We start from the raw sequence: 16136 nt of genomic DNA on the forward strand, positions 1-16136 counted from the left end.
GAATAGGGAGACTTAAAGTTTAAAAAATCAGTACTGCTTTGTAGATTAAACCCAACAGACTATAAAAGCTGTTAGGTTTAGGTTTAGGTTTAAACTTTTAGACGTATAAATCTATAAAAGATTTGAATAGTTTGGTTATTAGATTTCTAGATTTTTATTCTGAGCTAATAAAACCGCTCTTACGCTTTTGTGCTTTTTTAATAAATCAGAAGCTGTTTTTTCATCAATCTGCAGTTCTTCAACGATCATTTCTACACCTCTTTGAACTAATTTTTTGTTAGACAACTGCATGTCGATCATTTTGTTGCCGTAAATTCTTCCTAGTTTAATCATAACTGATGTTGAAATCATGTTTAAGACTAATTTTTGAGAAGTTCCAGCTTTCATTCTAGTACTTCCTGTTAAGAATTCTGGTCCTACAATTAGTTCAATAGGATGATCTGCTTGTTTAGAAATCAAGCTGCCGCTATTGCAAGAAATACTGCCGGTTATGATTTTGTTTTCACGTGCTTTTTTCAATCCGCCAATAACGTAAGGAGTATTTCCAGAAGCTGCAATTCCTATTACTACATCTAAACTCGAAATATCATAAGCAGATAAATCTCTCCATGCTTGATCGACATCGTCTTCGGCATTTTCTACTGCTTTTCTAATAGCAGAATCTCCGCCGGCGATAATACCAATAATCCAATTGTCTGGAACTCCAAAAGTAGGAGGACATTCAGAAGCATCTAAAACTCCAATTCTCCCTGATGTTCCTGCTCCAATATAAAAAAGTCTTCCGCCAAGTTTCATTTTTGTAACAATTGCATCGACTAATTTTTCAATGTTTGGAATTTGTTCTTCAACAATCGCTGCTACTTTTTTATCTTCATTATTTATATTTGAAAGCAGTTCGTTGGTACTCATTTTATCTAAATTTGAGTAAAGAGATTCTCTTTCTGTATCTGGATTTGCTTTTGACATTTTTGATTTTTTTTAATTTTTAATTTTTCTTTACTGCATTAAAATTTATTGGTAGATCAGATATTTCGTTCTCATTTTTTTGAAGGCTTCTAAGTCCTTCACCCAGCTTTTTCTGATAGTATCTTCAGAAGCGCCGCTTTCAATTTGTTGTTGTAATTTCTTAGTTCCTGCTAGTTTTGTGAAAAAAGGATTAAAGAATTTGGTTTTATCACTGGTATTTTGATATGCTTTAAGCAGCCATTTCAATTCCAGTTGTTGTAATTTAGGATAAGATGTCAAATCTTCGCCAAAACATTCTACGCCATTATAGACGGGATCTTTGGCTCCAAAATTTGGTTTTGGAGTAAAACTGAAATTTGTTTTTGTCAAATAAGGCGAGCCATAAATTTGGAATTGTTTTTCTGTTCCGCGTCCCATGCTTACATTTGTTCCTTCAAACAAACACAAACTTGCATATAGATTTATAGATTGATCGTTTGGCAAATTTGGAGATGGTTTTGCCAATAAACTATAATCCATTTTTCTGTTATAATTAACGCAAGGAATTACAGTTAGTTTACATTGCGCTGCATTTTTAAGCCATTTTTCTCCATTGATCATTTTTGCATATTCACCAATAGTCATTCCGTGAAGCAGCGGAATAGGGTGCATACCTACAAAACTTGTGAATTCTTTTTCTAAAAGAGGACCGTCTACAATTCTGCCATTTGGATTTGGTCGATCAAAAATTATAAGCGGAACATTGTTTTCAGCGCAAGCTTCCATTACATAATGTAAAGATGAAATATAAGTGTAGAATCGCGCGCCTACATCTTGTAAGTCAAAAACCATGACGTCAATTCCAGATAATTGTTCTGGTTTAGGTTTTTTATTGTCTCCGTAAAGAGAGATTATCGATAATCCCGTTTTAGAATCTTTTCCGTCAACTACGTGTTCTCCCGCGTCAGCAGTTCCTCTAAAGCCATGCTCTGGTGCAAAGATGGTTTGAATGTTTATTTTTTTCTCTAATAGAAAATCTACTACATGTTTTTTGTTCGATAAAAGACCAGTTTGATTGGTAACAATGCCAACTTTTTTATCTTTTAATAAAGGAATATATTTTTCGAAATTATCAGCTCCTGTTTTTATTTCATTACTGATATCATTGATTTTATTTTTAATAGTTCCTGTTGATGAATTTGCATTCGAAGCATTCGAAACGATCAAAAATAGAATAAAAGTGATTTTTTTAAGGGATTGAAACATAATACAAAAGTTTAAATTACATTTAAAATTACGCTTAATAAAGGAAAAAAAACAAAATAGGATAATTAAATCGAACCACTTTAATCAAAAAGTGGTTCGATTTTTAAGCTTATTTATTTGTTATGAAAGTAACAGATGGAGCATTTAAAGTTGCAGATGGTAATCCACCGATAATTCCTCTGCAATAAATTGTGTAAACTCTTCCCGCTCTAGGAACAAAAGCAGTATTTGCTGGTGAATTGGCAAGATTCGCAATTGTTGTTCCTGTAGTTGTTCCAGGAACATTTGTTGGAGAACCTGCAACACGAACCTGCAATTGATATCCTCTTGTATCTATTGGGTCTTGCGGCTCAATAGCGATGTATTTTTCGTTACCGCCCTTAAATGTTACATTTCTATAGGTATACACTTCTTTTGTCGTAACCGGCGTTGCACCAATAGTTGATGTTTCTTTAATTAATCCCAAATCATAACCTGCTGGTGCCGAATTGCTGATAACATTTATAAAACGAATATAGGCTTTAGTCTTGTCTAAATCAGCAACAGCTAAATCATCATTTAATTGATAAAGAGAATATACCGGCGGCGTAACAGACGGCGGTGTTGACACTAAGAAACTCGTATAATATTTCCCCGTTTCAGTAGTAATATTTCCATTGAAAATGCTAACTGCAGGAGTTGCAGGCGTTAAAACACTCAAAGGTTGTGTTCCCGGTTTCATCAAAACATAATTGATTGGTACTGGATATTGAGCGCCATAACTCATCCCAATTTGCACTCCGGTTGTAGAACTTACAGCCGAAATTTTTTCAGTTCCTGTAAAATAATTAATTTGAAAATTAGTTCCATTTGGACCAACAGCGGCATGAATAAATTTTACGTTAGAAGCATTTGCAATTCCGTCTTTACTCTGATATGGAGTCTGGTCGTTTTCGTCGCCGCAGGATGTAAATGCAAGTACTCCAAGAATTGGAATAATTGACTTTTTTATGGTGTTAAATATATTTTTCATCTAATAGATTTTTAGTTTTTAAGAAATTACTTTTTAGAAAACCACATTTCTTGAGTATGGTAATCTACCTTATCTGCTCCAATCGCTTTTAAAGCATCAAAATTCCAAACATATTCTGAGTTAAATCTCGGACGAACTCTGTATGGTAAATTTCCATTATTGTCAACAAATAAACCTCCGTTTGGTGTAAAATTCATTGTTCTGTAAACATCTGGATTATAATGATATTTACGCAAATCTGTCCAAGTTTCTAGCATTCCGTAACCAAATAAAGCTACATATTTTTGAAGCATAATCTGGCTGATTGTCAAGTTTGCAGCCGTTGGAACGATGTTGACATTGGTTAAGAATGCTGTTTTTTCAGCAGCCGTAATAGTCGATGTAATAGGGAAAATTGTACTTACAACAGTATTTGAATTTACAAAATCGATATTGGCGTCAATTGCTTTCTTGTAAGCATCTAAAGCCATAGCTTTGTCTCCTTTTATAAAAGCTGCTTCAGCTTTAATAAATTGAATTTCTGAATACGTCATTAAAGGAAAATTCGCTTTATCTCTAAAAATATATCTTCCCGGAGTTGTAATAGTTCCTGCAGTATACGTTCCATAAATATTTGGAATTCTGCTTACGTTTGTTGCAACTGTAGAAGCTGTAGTATTTAACGGGTTTCCATTAAAAGTATATTTACTCGGATCTGGATTTGTGGAAGATGCCGGCGCTAATTCAGATTGACCTACAGACGGTGCTAAAACTCTAGAGATTCTAGGATCTTTTGCGCCTCCAAAAAGAGTTCCGTCCATTGTTCTCACAGCAAAATCAGTTTGACGGTAAGTATTGAAGTTATTTCTTCCAGGACCGTAGAAATTGATATCTGCAGCTACTGTTCCGTTGTATCTAATTAAAGCATTATCTGCATTAGAAGCCAATGATTTATCACAGAATTCAATTACTTTATCTGGGTTATAAGAAGCTTTATTGATTTGATTGTTTAAGTTTCTAGCCAAAACTCCGTAAGCAAATTTAACCCATTTAGAGCGGTCTCCGCCATACATTTTATCTCCTCCAGCAGTATAAGTCTGAGAAACACTTCCGTCTGTTCGGTTCAAATCTGTTAAACCTTCATTCAATAAACGAACCACTTCAGCGTATACTTGTTCCTGAGGAACATAATCAAAAGAAAGACGCGAAGTAAAAACTTGATCAAAATTAATTAATTCAGAATGATAATCAGTTGCAACCTGCCAAGTCCAAGCTCTAATTACTTTTGCAATACCAGTAATATCATGACGTTGTTCTGAAACTGCTTTTTCCTGTAATTTGGTTAAGTTTAAACCAATAGAAAAATATGCCATTTTCCAGATTTCACCACCTGTATCACTATTTGATTGATATCCAAAACGATCCCATTCACTTCCTACAGCGCCAGCCGTAGCAGTACTGAAATTTTGAGTGTATCGTCCAAGACATCTGTTGTCAAACTGTAATCCCACAGCCATTTGCTGCTCGATTGGAGGTAGTAAAGCTGGTGCCGAAACATCAACAGGAAAACTTGGATTTACGTTTATATCTTCTAAGTCGTTGCAAGAAATCATTGTGGCTACAAGACCTAATGCGGCTATATATGTTTTAATATTTTTCATGGTCAATTAATTAAAGTCCGATTTTTAATCCTAAGTTCAAACCTCTTGGTGTAGAAACTACTCCAAAGTCAAAACCTGTTCCTCCAGCACCTCCAGTTGAAGCATTAGTTCCATTAACCGAAGGATCAGCTCCAGTATAATTTGTAATGATAAAAACATCGGTCATTGTTACATAAAGAGAAAGTGCGTTAATGAATGTTTTTTTCAATATTTCAGAAGGCATTTTATAGCTTAAAGTAATATCTCTCATTCTTAACCAGTTGATGTCTTTTTCGACAAAATCAGCGTCGATCGCACCAGTTCTGTAATATTCGTTTTGAACGCTTGGTCTTACCGGAATATTATTTTGTGTTGGAGTGGCTGAGTTTTCTAAACCATCTCTTAAAACACCTTTTACAATTCTTGTTTGTTCACGATCTAAAGTTTTGGTAGATAAACCGTTTTGGTACAAATAGAATTCAGTTGCGTTATAAATATCGCCGCCTTTTCTAATGTCTAACAAGAATGATAAACTAAGGTCTTTGTATGTAAACGTGTTTTGTAAACCAAGCATAAAATCTGGATTTCTGTCTCCAATAATTTTAAAGTTTGGATCTTTTAAAGCATAACCGCTATTTGGATCAATTAAAGGCTCGCCTGCATTATTTCTCAAATAATCATTTCCTGTTAAAGTCGTTAACGGATTTCCAACTGTTACCCCGCCGCGAACATTTCCGTAAAGCCAAGTGTCTGAAACATAATATTCAGAAATAACAGAAGGAAGATTTAATAATTCAGAACGTGTTTTGCTGAAGTTAGCACTTACATTCCAAGAAAAATTATCTTTTTGTATTGGTGATGCGTTTAAAGTAATCTCTAAACCTTGGTTTTGTAAATCTCCAAAGTTTGCAGAAGTTACAACGAATCCTGTTCCGTAGCTTAAACGCATATTTCTTAGAATCGGATCGATTGTTTTTGTGCTGTAAACCGCAACATCTAGTCCAACGCGGTTGTTAAAGAATTTTAATTCTGTACCCAATTCAAATGATTTACGGAATTCAGGTTTCAAATTCGCATTTGCTCCTGTAACACCATACGCATAACCACCGTCTGTAGTTAATTGCGGATTGAAAACGGGTTGTGCAGAATAAGGAGAAGGAATATTAGCTGCTTCTGCATAAGAAGCCCTTAATTTTCCATAAGAAAGTGTTTCTTTATTTTTCAATCCGTTTAAGTTTGTGAAAACAAAACTTGTTGAAACAGAAGGATAGAAAAACGGATCTGGTAATACAGAAGTCCAGTCTTCACGTCCAGTTAAAGTTAAGTAAACAGTTTTGTCATAATCTAAACTCAACTCAGAAAAGAAACCAATAATTTTACTTTGAATAATTCTCTCTTGAGATCGTTGCGTTGTAGCATCAGTATTGTTGATAGAGTAGAAGTTAGGATCAAAGAATCGGCTTCCTGTTGTAGATAAAATTCTAAAATCATTATCATTGACTGAATTACCCACCATAAGTTTGGTGTTGAATTTTCCGAATGATTTTTTAGCGGTCGCCAATAAAGTAGTGTTTAAATTACTGGTATTAGAATAGTATGATTCGATGTAACCTCCTGGAGTAATACCCGCTGCAGATTCTGGATGAATAGCTCTGTAACCTTGAGCAGAATTCACATCCCAGCCTACACGACCTGTAAAGTTAAGCCAAGAAGTTGGGTCGTAAATTAATCCAACATTGGTAACAAAACGGTTATTAAAATCTTCAGATAAGTTTTTGTTTACATCCCAGAACGGATTATCAGTTTCGGTATCTAAAACACCAGTCGTAATTTTTCTTCTCGTTCCGTCGGTATTTAAATAATTGCTGGCGTCATCATTTGCCGGCCATGTTAAAAGCGAAAGTAAATATCCTGCATCTCTTACACCTGGAATTTGTACAGCAGATCCAGCTCCTTTTGCTGCTTTTTGATTGTCTGATTTTGTAAAACTAAAACTAGCTTCAGATTTTAATTTTGAAGATAATTTTGCAGTAGCATTTAAATTAGCAGTCAAACGGCTGTAACCTGTATTAGGGACAACACCTTCTTGCTCTAAGTTTGAAAGAGATAATCGGTAAGAAGTAGTTTCTGTACCTGCTTCAAACGAAAGATTATGATTGGTTGAAACCGCAGTTTTGAAGAAATTTTTAACATTATCATAAAATTGAGTTCCCGGTTCGTAAGCCGTTCCAAATTGTCTTCTATAGTCTGGATTGTTTACGCCGTCAGAACCTCTTTGATATACTTTTTGAGTTTCTGGAAAACGGTATAAATTGTCGAATCGTGTATTAGTAGAATAAGTAAGTCTTCCAACGCCTTTTTTACCTTTTTTAGTAGTAATTACGATTGCACCATTTCCAGCCTGCATTCCATAAAGTGCTGCAGCCTCAGGTCCTTTTAAGATAACCACAGATTCAATATCGTCTGGGTTGATATCTGCACCTCTGTTGGTATAATCCTGCGTTCTGTTTGGAGCATTAGAAATAGTCAAAGCTTGATCCATTGTTTCGTTGCTTACCGGTAATCCGTCTACAACATACAAAGGAGAGTTGCTTCCACTAAGCGAATTTACTCCTCTTAACTGAATCGCTGCCGAAGCACCCGGAGCACCAGAAGTACTTGTTACATTTAAACCTGCAACACGGCCTTGTAATGCAGTAGCAAAGTTAGGACGCTGCGTGTCTGCAATTTCTTTACCTTTTACTTCCTGAACAGCATATCCTAAAGAAGATTTATTACGCACAATACCCATTGAACCCACAATTGTTACATTGTTTAATGTTTGTGCACTTTCAGAAATAACAATTTTTAAATCATTTCCGTTTACAATAACTTCTTTGTTGTTAAAACCGATGTAAGACACTTGAAGAACATCACCCTGACGCGCTTTTATCGTAAAAGTTCCATCAGCTCCTGTAGAAGTTTGATCTTTAGATCCCTGCACTAAAATGTTTGCTCCCGGCAATGAGTTTCCACTACCATCTGTGACTTTACCTTTTACGGTTGAATTTTGGGAATAACCTGCGAGTATTCCGAAAAAGAAAAGTAAAAGAACTAAATACTTTTTTTTCATATTGGCTTAATTGTTTTGGTTAGAATGGCGAAATTTAGAAAATATTTTCAAATAAATGCGGGATTGTGTATTTTTTTTCAAAAAATTATTCAAATACCGCAAAATAACGCATAATTTGGGTGTTTGTTTTTTCTGCTTTTACTTTTTAAGCTGTAAAATGCAAACTATTGCGGTTTTTTATGGAACATCCTCCTACAATTGAAATATTTGATATATTTGTGTTGAATTTTAACATTTTCAAAATATGCTGAAAGCCGAGAGACATAAATATATAATGACTAAGCTCATTGAAGAACAGAAAGTTGTCACTACAGATTTGGCTTTGGCTCTGGATTTGTCAGAAGATACAATTAGAAGAGATTTGAATGAATTGGATAGTAAAAAACAGCTGGAGAAGGTATATGGCGGAGCTATTCAGGTAACAGAGAAATCTGTTGATCTTTTTAATATTGCAATCTCTGCCGAAGACGAAAAGAAAAAAATTGTAACTAAGGCATTGTCATTATTGCATGATGACCAAGTTATTATAATGAGCGGCGGAAGTACCAATTTGGTTTTTGCAAAATTAATTCCTTCAGATTTAAAAGCAACTATTTATACATACAGTTTACCAATCGCAATGCAATTGTCACAGCATCCAAATATTGATTTAATATTTATTGGCGGTAAAATGCAAAAAAACGCAATGGTTACAATTGGTATGGACGTAATTCAAGTTGTGTCTAAAATTAAAGCCGACATTTGCTTTATTGGCGCCAGTAGTATTAATATTAAACAAGGTCTTACGGAAGTTGGGTATGAGATCTCAATTGTTAAGAAAGCTATGATAGAAGCTTCTGATAGAGTTGTTTCAATGTTTTCTTCAAATAAATTAAATACTAAAATGCCGCATGTTGTTTGCGACCTAAATCAATTAGACACGATCGTTACGGAATTAGATCCTGAAGATACAAGGTTGGAAGAATATAAAAAATCAGGGGTTTTTATATTGTAACTAACTTTTTGATTAGAATTTATTGCATTATGTTGCGTTATTTTGATTTTATTTTGTTAAATAACGCAAAATAATGAAATTGGTTTGTTTTTTGTATATATTTGTTAAATTAAAGTTTGCCATTTGTATTAAAAAACAAAACTCATTCAATGCCCGATTCTCTCCAATTACAACAATTATCCGATTCCCTAGAAGGTACACTTTTGTATGATGGTCTTCATAAGAAACTGTATGCAACAGATGCTTCTGCTTATAGAATTATGCCAGAAGCCGTTGCGATTCCTAAAACAGAAGAAGATATTGTAAAAATCATTCGCTTTGCTTCACAAAACAATATTTCAATAACACCAAGAACCGCAGGAACTTCCTTGGCGGGTCAAACCGTTGGGAACGGAATTATTGTAGATGTTTCTAAGCATTTTACTAGAATTGTTGCTTTTGATGCCGAAAAGAAAACCATAACAGTTCAGCCCGGAGTAATTCGAGATGAATTGAATTTATATTTAAAACCTCACGGATTATTTTTTAGTCCAACAACTTCAACCACAAACCGATGTATGATTGGTGGAATGGTGGGGAATAATTCATCAGGAACAACGTCAATTCGCTACGGCGTTACCCGCGATAAAATTGTAGAGCTAAAAACAGTTTTAAGTGACGGAAGTATTGTCGTTTTTAAGGATTTGACTTCAGCAGAATTTATAGAGAAAACAAAAGGCGATTCTTTAGAAAGTAAAATCTACCAAACCATTTACAAGGAACTTTCGAATAAAGAAAATCAGGAAGAAATTAAGAGAGAATTTCCAAAACCTGAAATTCACAGAAGAAATACAGGTTATGCAATTGATGCATTGTTGAAATCAGAACTTTTTTCAGGAACAGAAGATACAATCAACTTAGGGAAATTACTTTGCGGAAGCGAAGGAACTTTGGCATTTACAACCGAAATTACTTTGAAAGTTGATGATTTGCCGCCAGTAAACAATATTATGGTGGTAGCACATTTTCATACCATTCATGAAAGTTTGGAAGCGGTGGTTACAGCAATGAAACATCATTTGTACACTTGCGAAATGATGGATGACACGATTTTAGATTGTACCAAAACCAATAGGGAGCAATCAAAAAACCGATTTTTTATTGTGGGAGAACCAAAAGCAGTTATTATGCTTGAAGTAGGATCGCATATTAGTATGGAAGATGCCGAATTACAAGCCGATGCTTTGATTAAGGATCTTCAAGATAACAATTTTGGATATGCGCTGCCTAAAATTTACGGAGCCGATATTGATAAAGTAAATGAGGTTCGAAAAGCAGGTTTAGGACTTTTAGGAAGTATTGTAGGCGATGATAAAGCAGCCGATTCTATTGAAGATACGGCAGTCGAACTTAGTGATCTTCCAAATTATATTGCTGATTTTGCCGCCATGATGGAAAGACACGGGCAAAGCGCGATTTATTACGCTCATGCTGGAGCAGGAGAATTGCATTTACGTCCGAAGATAAATTTAAAAACAAAAGAAGGATTACATCAGTTTAGAAACATATCCACAGAAGTGGCTCATTTGGTGAAAAGATATAAAGGTTCGCTAAGCGGTGAACACGGTGACGGAATTTTAAGAGGCGAGTTTCTGCCTTTTATGATTGGTGACAAAAACTATGAACTGTTGAAACGAATAAAAAAAGCATTTGATCCCAACACCATTTTGAACGTTGGGAAAATTGTAAATGCTTCTAAAATGGATGAAAATCTTCGTTTTGAAGCTGGCAGAGTAGAACCAGAAATTAAAACGATTCAGGATTTCTCTGATAGTTTAGGAATTTTGCGTGCTGCCGAAAAATGCAACGGTTCTGGAGACTGTCGAAAATTACCTTCGGCGGGAGGAACTTTGTGTCCGAGTTATCGTGCTACCCGAAACGAAAAAGATACGACTCGTGCGAGAGCAAATGCGTTGAGAGAATATTTGACCAATTCTGAAAAGGAAAATAAATTCGACCACGAAGAATTATATAAAGTATTTGAGTTATGCGTGAGCTGTAAAGCCTGCGCCAGCGAATGCCCGAGTAATGTAGATGTAGCAACTTTAAAAGCTGAATTTTTATACCAATATCAAAAAGCAAATGGATTTTCTTTTCGCAATAAAATTTTTGCTTTCAACTCGAAATTGAATAAGTTCGGAAGTATTGCACCATCAATGACCAATTTTGTTGCCAATTTACCTTTGGTTAAAAAAAGCATGGGAATTGCTCCTGAAAGGCAAGTACCGCTTTTGGCACCCAAAACTTTTAAAAAATGGTACGAAAAAAATAAAAAAACAGCAGAAAATAATTCTTTTAAAAACGGAAAAGTATACCTTTTTTGTGATGAGTTTACCAATTATTATGATGTTTCTGTTGGTATCGATGCCTATGAGTTATTAACGGCTTTAGGTTACGAAGTAATAATTACAGATCACGAAGAAAGCGGAAGAGCTTTTTTATCTAAAGGTTTTCTCGAGGAAGCACAGGAAATTGCCAATAAAAATGTTACTATTTTCAAAGATTTAATATCTGAAGAAATTCCATTAATAGGAATCGAACCATCGGCGATATTGACGTTTAGAGATGAATATCTCCGATTGGCAAAAGATAAAGAAAGTGCCGAAAGGCTGTCTAAAAATGTTTTTACTGTTGAAGAGTTTTTTAAAACAGAAATTACAAAAGGAAAAATTCATTCTGGACAATTTTCTGATACAGAAAAAACAATAAAGATTCACGGACATTGTCATCAAAAGTCATTAAGCACCGTTGAAGCTTCTTTTGCAATGCTGAATGTACCTAAAAACAGTTCGGTTACAATTTACAATTCGGGCTGCTGCGGAATGGCGGGTTCATTTGGTTATGAGAAAGAACATTACGAAATTAGTATGCAAATGGGAGAAGATACTTTATTTCCAAAAATTCGCACAACCGATTCAACAACGGCAATTGCGGCTGCAGGAACCAGCTGCCGTCACCAGATTTTTGACGGGACAAATAGAAAAGCAATGCATCCCGTAACCATTTTAAGAGATTGTTTGAAATAAGTTTTTCAAATTTGATCTTCTAACAGTTTAAAACAAGATTTTATGAAAAAAGCAATCTGCACTTTACTTCTGACACTCGTATTTTTTTCTGCAAAAGCGGCTAAAATTGATACGATTCAGGTTTTTAGTGCTTCGATGAATAAGAACATAAGAACCTGTGTAATTGTTCCTGATGGATATAAAAAAAGCAAAAAGAAATTCCCAGTCGTGTATCTGCTTCATGGATACAGCGGGAATTATGCCACTTGGGTAAAAAGTTTTAAAGAAGTGGGTAAACAAGTTGATCAATACGGTTTTATAGCAATTAGTGTCGACGGAAATTATTCAAGCTGGTATTTTGACAGTCCGATAGATCCTGCTTTCAAATACGAAACTTATGTTGTCAATGAATTAGTTCCTTTTATAGATAAAAAGTATAAAACAATTGCAACTCGTGAAGCCAGAGCCATAACGGGTTTAAGCATGGGCGGACATGGAGCTTTGTATTTGTCTTTTAAACATCAGGATGTATTTGGTGCAGCAGGAAGTATGAGCGGCGGTGTAGATTTTCGCCCGTTTCCTGAAAAGTGGGATATCAAAAAGCGACTTGGCTCTATGACCGAATTTCCTGATAATTGGGATAAAAACACGGTTACCAATATGCTTGATTTGGTAAAAGACAACCATTTAAAACTGATTATAGATTGCGGTGTAGATGATTTTTTTATCGATGTAAATCGCGAACTGAATAAAAAAATGCTGGCGTTAAAAATAAATCACGATTATATCGAACGCCCAGGACAGCATAATATAGAATATTGGGAAAACTCTTTAAAGTTTCAATTGTTGTTCTTTAATAATTTTTTCAATGAAAAAAATAAAAGTTAAGTAAGAGATTGTGTGTTGTGATGTTGTAAAATGAAAAAGAGCGCATATATTTTGGTTGGTTATCCTAACAGGTTTTTAAAACCTGTTAGGTTTTTTAGCCACGAATTAATCTAGCTAAATCTGTGTAAAAAAAACAGCCACTGATTAAAGGGATTAGAATGATTTTTGTTTGCCACTAATTACACGAATTTCCACAAATTAAAATCTGCCGAATCTGCGTGCGAAAAAAAAGGATAAAGAAAAAAACAGATTAAAGATAATTTAGCGAACATTGTGTAACTCTTTGCGATCTTTGCGGTTAACCTTTTCTAACAACAATATTATACACTAACTATCTTAAATAATAATTTATGAAAAGTCTAAAATTACTAATCCTAATACTACTGTTTCAAACGAAACTTTTCAGTCAGGAATCACCAAAAAGAGAAATGCGTGCCGCTTGGATATCGACCGTAGACAATATCGATTGGCCATCTAAACCGGGATTGTCAGACAAGCAGATGAAATCTGAAATGATTACCATTTTGGATAATTTACGATCTAATAATTTGAATACTGTTATTTTTCAAATTCGTCCAACTGCCGATGCGTATTACAAGTCGACAAAAGAACCGGCATCGCATTGGATAACAGGAATTCAAGGCGTTGCTCCAGGATTTGATCCGCTGCAAATGATGATTGATGAAGCAGGGAAAAGAGGAATGAATGTTCATGTTTGGCTAAATCCGTATCGTGTGCAAAAAGATACTGTTAAAGAAGTATTGGCTAAAACTCATTTGTATTTTAAGAAACCAGAATTATTTTTGACGTATGGAAAATCAAGATATTTTAATCCAGGGTACAAAGAAACCAGAGATTTTGTTGCTTCTGTAGTAGGTGAAATAGTTCGAAATTATGACATTCAAGCGATCCATATGGACGATTATTTTTATCCATACAAAATCGAGGGGCAAGAGTTTCCAGATGATAAAGCTTTTGCAAAAGAACCACGACAATTTAGAGATAAAGACGACTGGCGAAGAGACAACGTCGATTTAATCATCAAACAAATTCGAGATACCATAATTGCTAATAAACCTGAAGTCGAATTTGGAATCTCACCTTTTGGCGTTTGGCGAAATATTGCAAAAGATTCAGACGGTTCTGATACTAGGGCGGGAGCGACTAATTATGACGATTTGTATGCTGATATCTTGAAATGGCAGAAAGAAAACTGGATCGATTATATTACACCGCAATTGTATTGGCACATTGGTTTTGACAGAGCTAATTTTGAAGTTTTGGCAAAATGGTGGGCAGCGCACAAATACGGAACTAATGTGTATATAGGTCACGGCGATTATAAAATTTCAAAAACGGCAAAAGAACCAGAATGGAGAAGTCCGGATCAAATTGTAAAACAGATTGAAATGATTCGCACGATGCCTCAAATAGATGGTTCGATGCATTTTACAGCAAACTCATTTCTTAAAAAAGGAGATACATTAAGAAATGCTCTTATCGAAAAACAATACAAGTATATTGCTTTAACGCCCGAAGCGAACAGAATTACAAAAATAAAACCGCAAGCGCCGACAAATGCTGTGATTGCTCAAAAAGGAGATAAAGCAACGCTTACATGGAAAGCAGGAATCAATGACAAGAAATACGTAATTTATAGATTTCCAAAAGGAAAGATAACCGATTTTTCTAATCCTGCGAATATTTACTACGTAACAACAGCCGTAAAATTAGAGGTTCCAAATGCTGATTTAGAAAATTATGTTTATGCTGTTTCCGCTTTAAGTCAGACGCAAACGGAGAGTGCTCCAATCGAATTTATAAAGAAATAAAAAAATGAAAAAGAGTGTATTATTGATTGCTGTTTTTCTTATTTCATTAAGTACGATACAAGCACAGGAATTTGAGTCGGCAAGAGTAGAACGAAACGAAGTTTACATTGATTCGATGATGACTCATGCGCTTGAAAAAGGCTTTTTTCCGGGAGCTCAGATTATTGTAGGTACAGGAGATTTTAATCTGATATCCAAAAATTATGGTTACCATGATTATACTAAAAAACAATTAGTAAAAACAGACGATGTTTTCGATTTGGCTTCGATGTCTAAAGTTTTAGGAGCAACGCTTGTTACCATGCGTTTGGTTGGAGAAAATAAAATAAAGCTTACAGACCAAGTAGGTAACATTGTTCCGTTTTATAAAAATACAGCCATTGCCGATTTAACGCTTTTTGAATTATTAACACATACTTCAGGATTAAAAGCAAGTATTACTTTTTATCAAAGTCTGCTTTCAACGCCTGACGGTTCTCCATTATTGAGCGATAAAAAATCAGAGAATTATCCCGAATTGTTTGATACAATGTATGTAAACAAGAATATTGTTTATGATTCGAATTATCTTTCTTTTGTTCCTAAAGAAAATTGGATTCAGATTTATAAAAATATGTGGTTAAATCCTGAATTTTATAAAACGGTTTACGAGCAAATTTCGGTTGCAAACACTAATACACGAGGGAAATACGTTTACAGTGATCTGAATTTGCTTTTGGTAAAACAAATGATCGAAGCAAAAACAGGAAAGAAACTGGATCAATTGACAAATGAAATTTATACTGAATTAGGCATTTCGAAAATTGGATATAATCCGCTAAAATGGACTTCGATAGAAAATGTAATGCCAACTGAACTGGATAATTTTTTTAGAAAGGACACTATTAAAGGATATGTTCATGACGAAGCTGCTGCTATTTTTGGCGGTGTTTCTGGAAATGCTGGTTTATTTGCAAATGCAGAATCGATTGCTGTTATCTGCAAAATGCTAATGAACAATGGAAATTATAAAGGAAAACAAATCCTAAAAGCAAAAGTGGTAAAAGAATTTACAGATTCTCCTCTTGCTAAAGCGGGAATCTATCGCGGTATTGGTTTTGATAAACGAAAACCGGATGAGTTTTTTAAAGCGAATGATTTTGGACATACTGGTTTTACAGGAACTTTTTTCTTTATGAATCGTGATACGAACCGATTTTTGATTATTCTAACCAATCGCGTAAATCCAACAAGAACAAACAGGTTAATGTATAAAGATGATTTTAGTACCAAAATTTGGAGACAAATCAATAAATAAAAATAGTTTGCCGCGAATTACACAAATTTCCACGAATTAAATCTGCTTGATTTGCGTGCGAAAAAGTTAGCCACAGATTGAAAGGATTAAAATGATTTTGTTTGCCGCGAATTACACAAATTTCCAC

Annotated in this window: 10 protein-coding genes; 5 read left to right on the forward strand and 5 right to left on the reverse strand. The window is 34.6% G+C overall.

Features of this window, described 5'->3' with window-relative positions:
- Window positions 1–138: 138 nt before the first annotated feature.
- The 5 genes from murQ to B0A75_RS04450 all read right to left on the reverse strand — a co-directional run bounded on the left by murQ (window position 139) and on the right by B0A75_RS04450 (window position 7954).
- A complete protein-coding gene (murQ, locus tag B0A75_RS04430) occupies window positions 139–966 on the reverse strand; it encodes an N-acetylmuramic acid 6-phosphate etherase (RefSeq protein ID WP_089053075.1) in 828 nt (275 codons plus the stop codon).
- 45 nt (window positions 967–1011) lie between these two features.
- Window positions 1012–2211, reverse strand: a complete 1200-nt coding sequence (locus tag B0A75_RS04435; RefSeq protein WP_089053076.1) for an exo-beta-N-acetylmuramidase NamZ family protein — start codon at window positions 2209–2211, stop codon at window positions 1012–1014.
- A gap of 109 nt (window positions 2212–2320) precedes the next feature.
- Complete coding sequence (locus B0A75_RS04440; RefSeq protein WP_089053077.1) at window positions 2321–3223, reverse strand: DUF4397 domain-containing protein; 903 nt, start codon at window positions 3221–3223, stop codon at window positions 2321–2323.
- Between the two features lie 26 nt (window positions 3224–3249).
- The gene (locus B0A75_RS04445; RefSeq protein ID WP_123872315.1) at window positions 3250–4863 is read right to left on the reverse strand and encodes a SusD/RagB family nutrient-binding outer membrane lipoprotein; all 1614 of its coding nucleotides are present in this window, start codon (window positions 4861–4863) and stop codon (window positions 3250–3252) included.
- Between the two features lie 10 nt (window positions 4864–4873).
- Complete coding sequence (locus tag B0A75_RS04450) at window positions 4874–7954, reverse strand: SusC/RagA family TonB-linked outer membrane protein (protein WP_089053079.1); 3081 nt, start codon at window positions 7952–7954, stop codon at window positions 4874–4876.
- A gap of 244 nt (window positions 7955–8198) precedes the next feature.
- Here B0A75_RS04450 and B0A75_RS04455 point away from each other — a divergent pair, with 244 nt between their 5' ends.
- The 5 genes from B0A75_RS04455 to B0A75_RS04475 all read left to right on the forward strand — a co-directional run bounded on the left by B0A75_RS04455 (window position 8199) and on the right by B0A75_RS04475 (window position 16009).
- Window positions 8199–8948, forward strand: coding sequence for a DeoR/GlpR family DNA-binding transcription regulator (locus B0A75_RS04455; RefSeq protein WP_089053080.1), 750 nt, complete (start codon window positions 8199–8201; stop codon window positions 8946–8948).
- Between the two features lie 149 nt (window positions 8949–9097).
- Window positions 9098–12013 (forward strand): FAD-binding and (Fe-S)-binding domain-containing protein, encoded by a 2916-nt coding sequence (locus B0A75_RS04460; RefSeq protein ID WP_089053096.1) that lies wholly within the window; start codon window positions 9098–9100, stop codon window positions 12011–12013.
- A gap of 42 nt (window positions 12014–12055) precedes the next feature.
- Entirely contained in the window at window positions 12056–12880 is an 825-nt protein-coding gene (locus B0A75_RS04465) for an alpha/beta hydrolase (RefSeq protein WP_089053081.1), read from the forward strand.
- Window positions 12881–13230: 350 nt separating this feature from the next.
- The gene (locus tag B0A75_RS04470; protein ID WP_089053082.1) at window positions 13231–14712 is read left to right on the forward strand and encodes a glycoside hydrolase family 10 protein; all 1482 of its coding nucleotides are present in this window, start codon (window positions 13231–13233) and stop codon (window positions 14710–14712) included.
- Between the two features lie 4 nt (window positions 14713–14716).
- Complete coding sequence (locus B0A75_RS04475) at window positions 14717–16009, forward strand: serine hydrolase domain-containing protein (protein ID WP_089053083.1); 1293 nt, start codon at window positions 14717–14719, stop codon at window positions 16007–16009.
- Window positions 16010–16136: the final 127 nt, after the last annotated feature.

It is taken from the genome of Flavobacterium oncorhynchi (assembly GCF_002217355.1).
GTDB lineage: Bacteria > Bacteroidota > Bacteroidia > Flavobacteriales > Flavobacteriaceae > Flavobacterium > Flavobacterium oncorhynchi.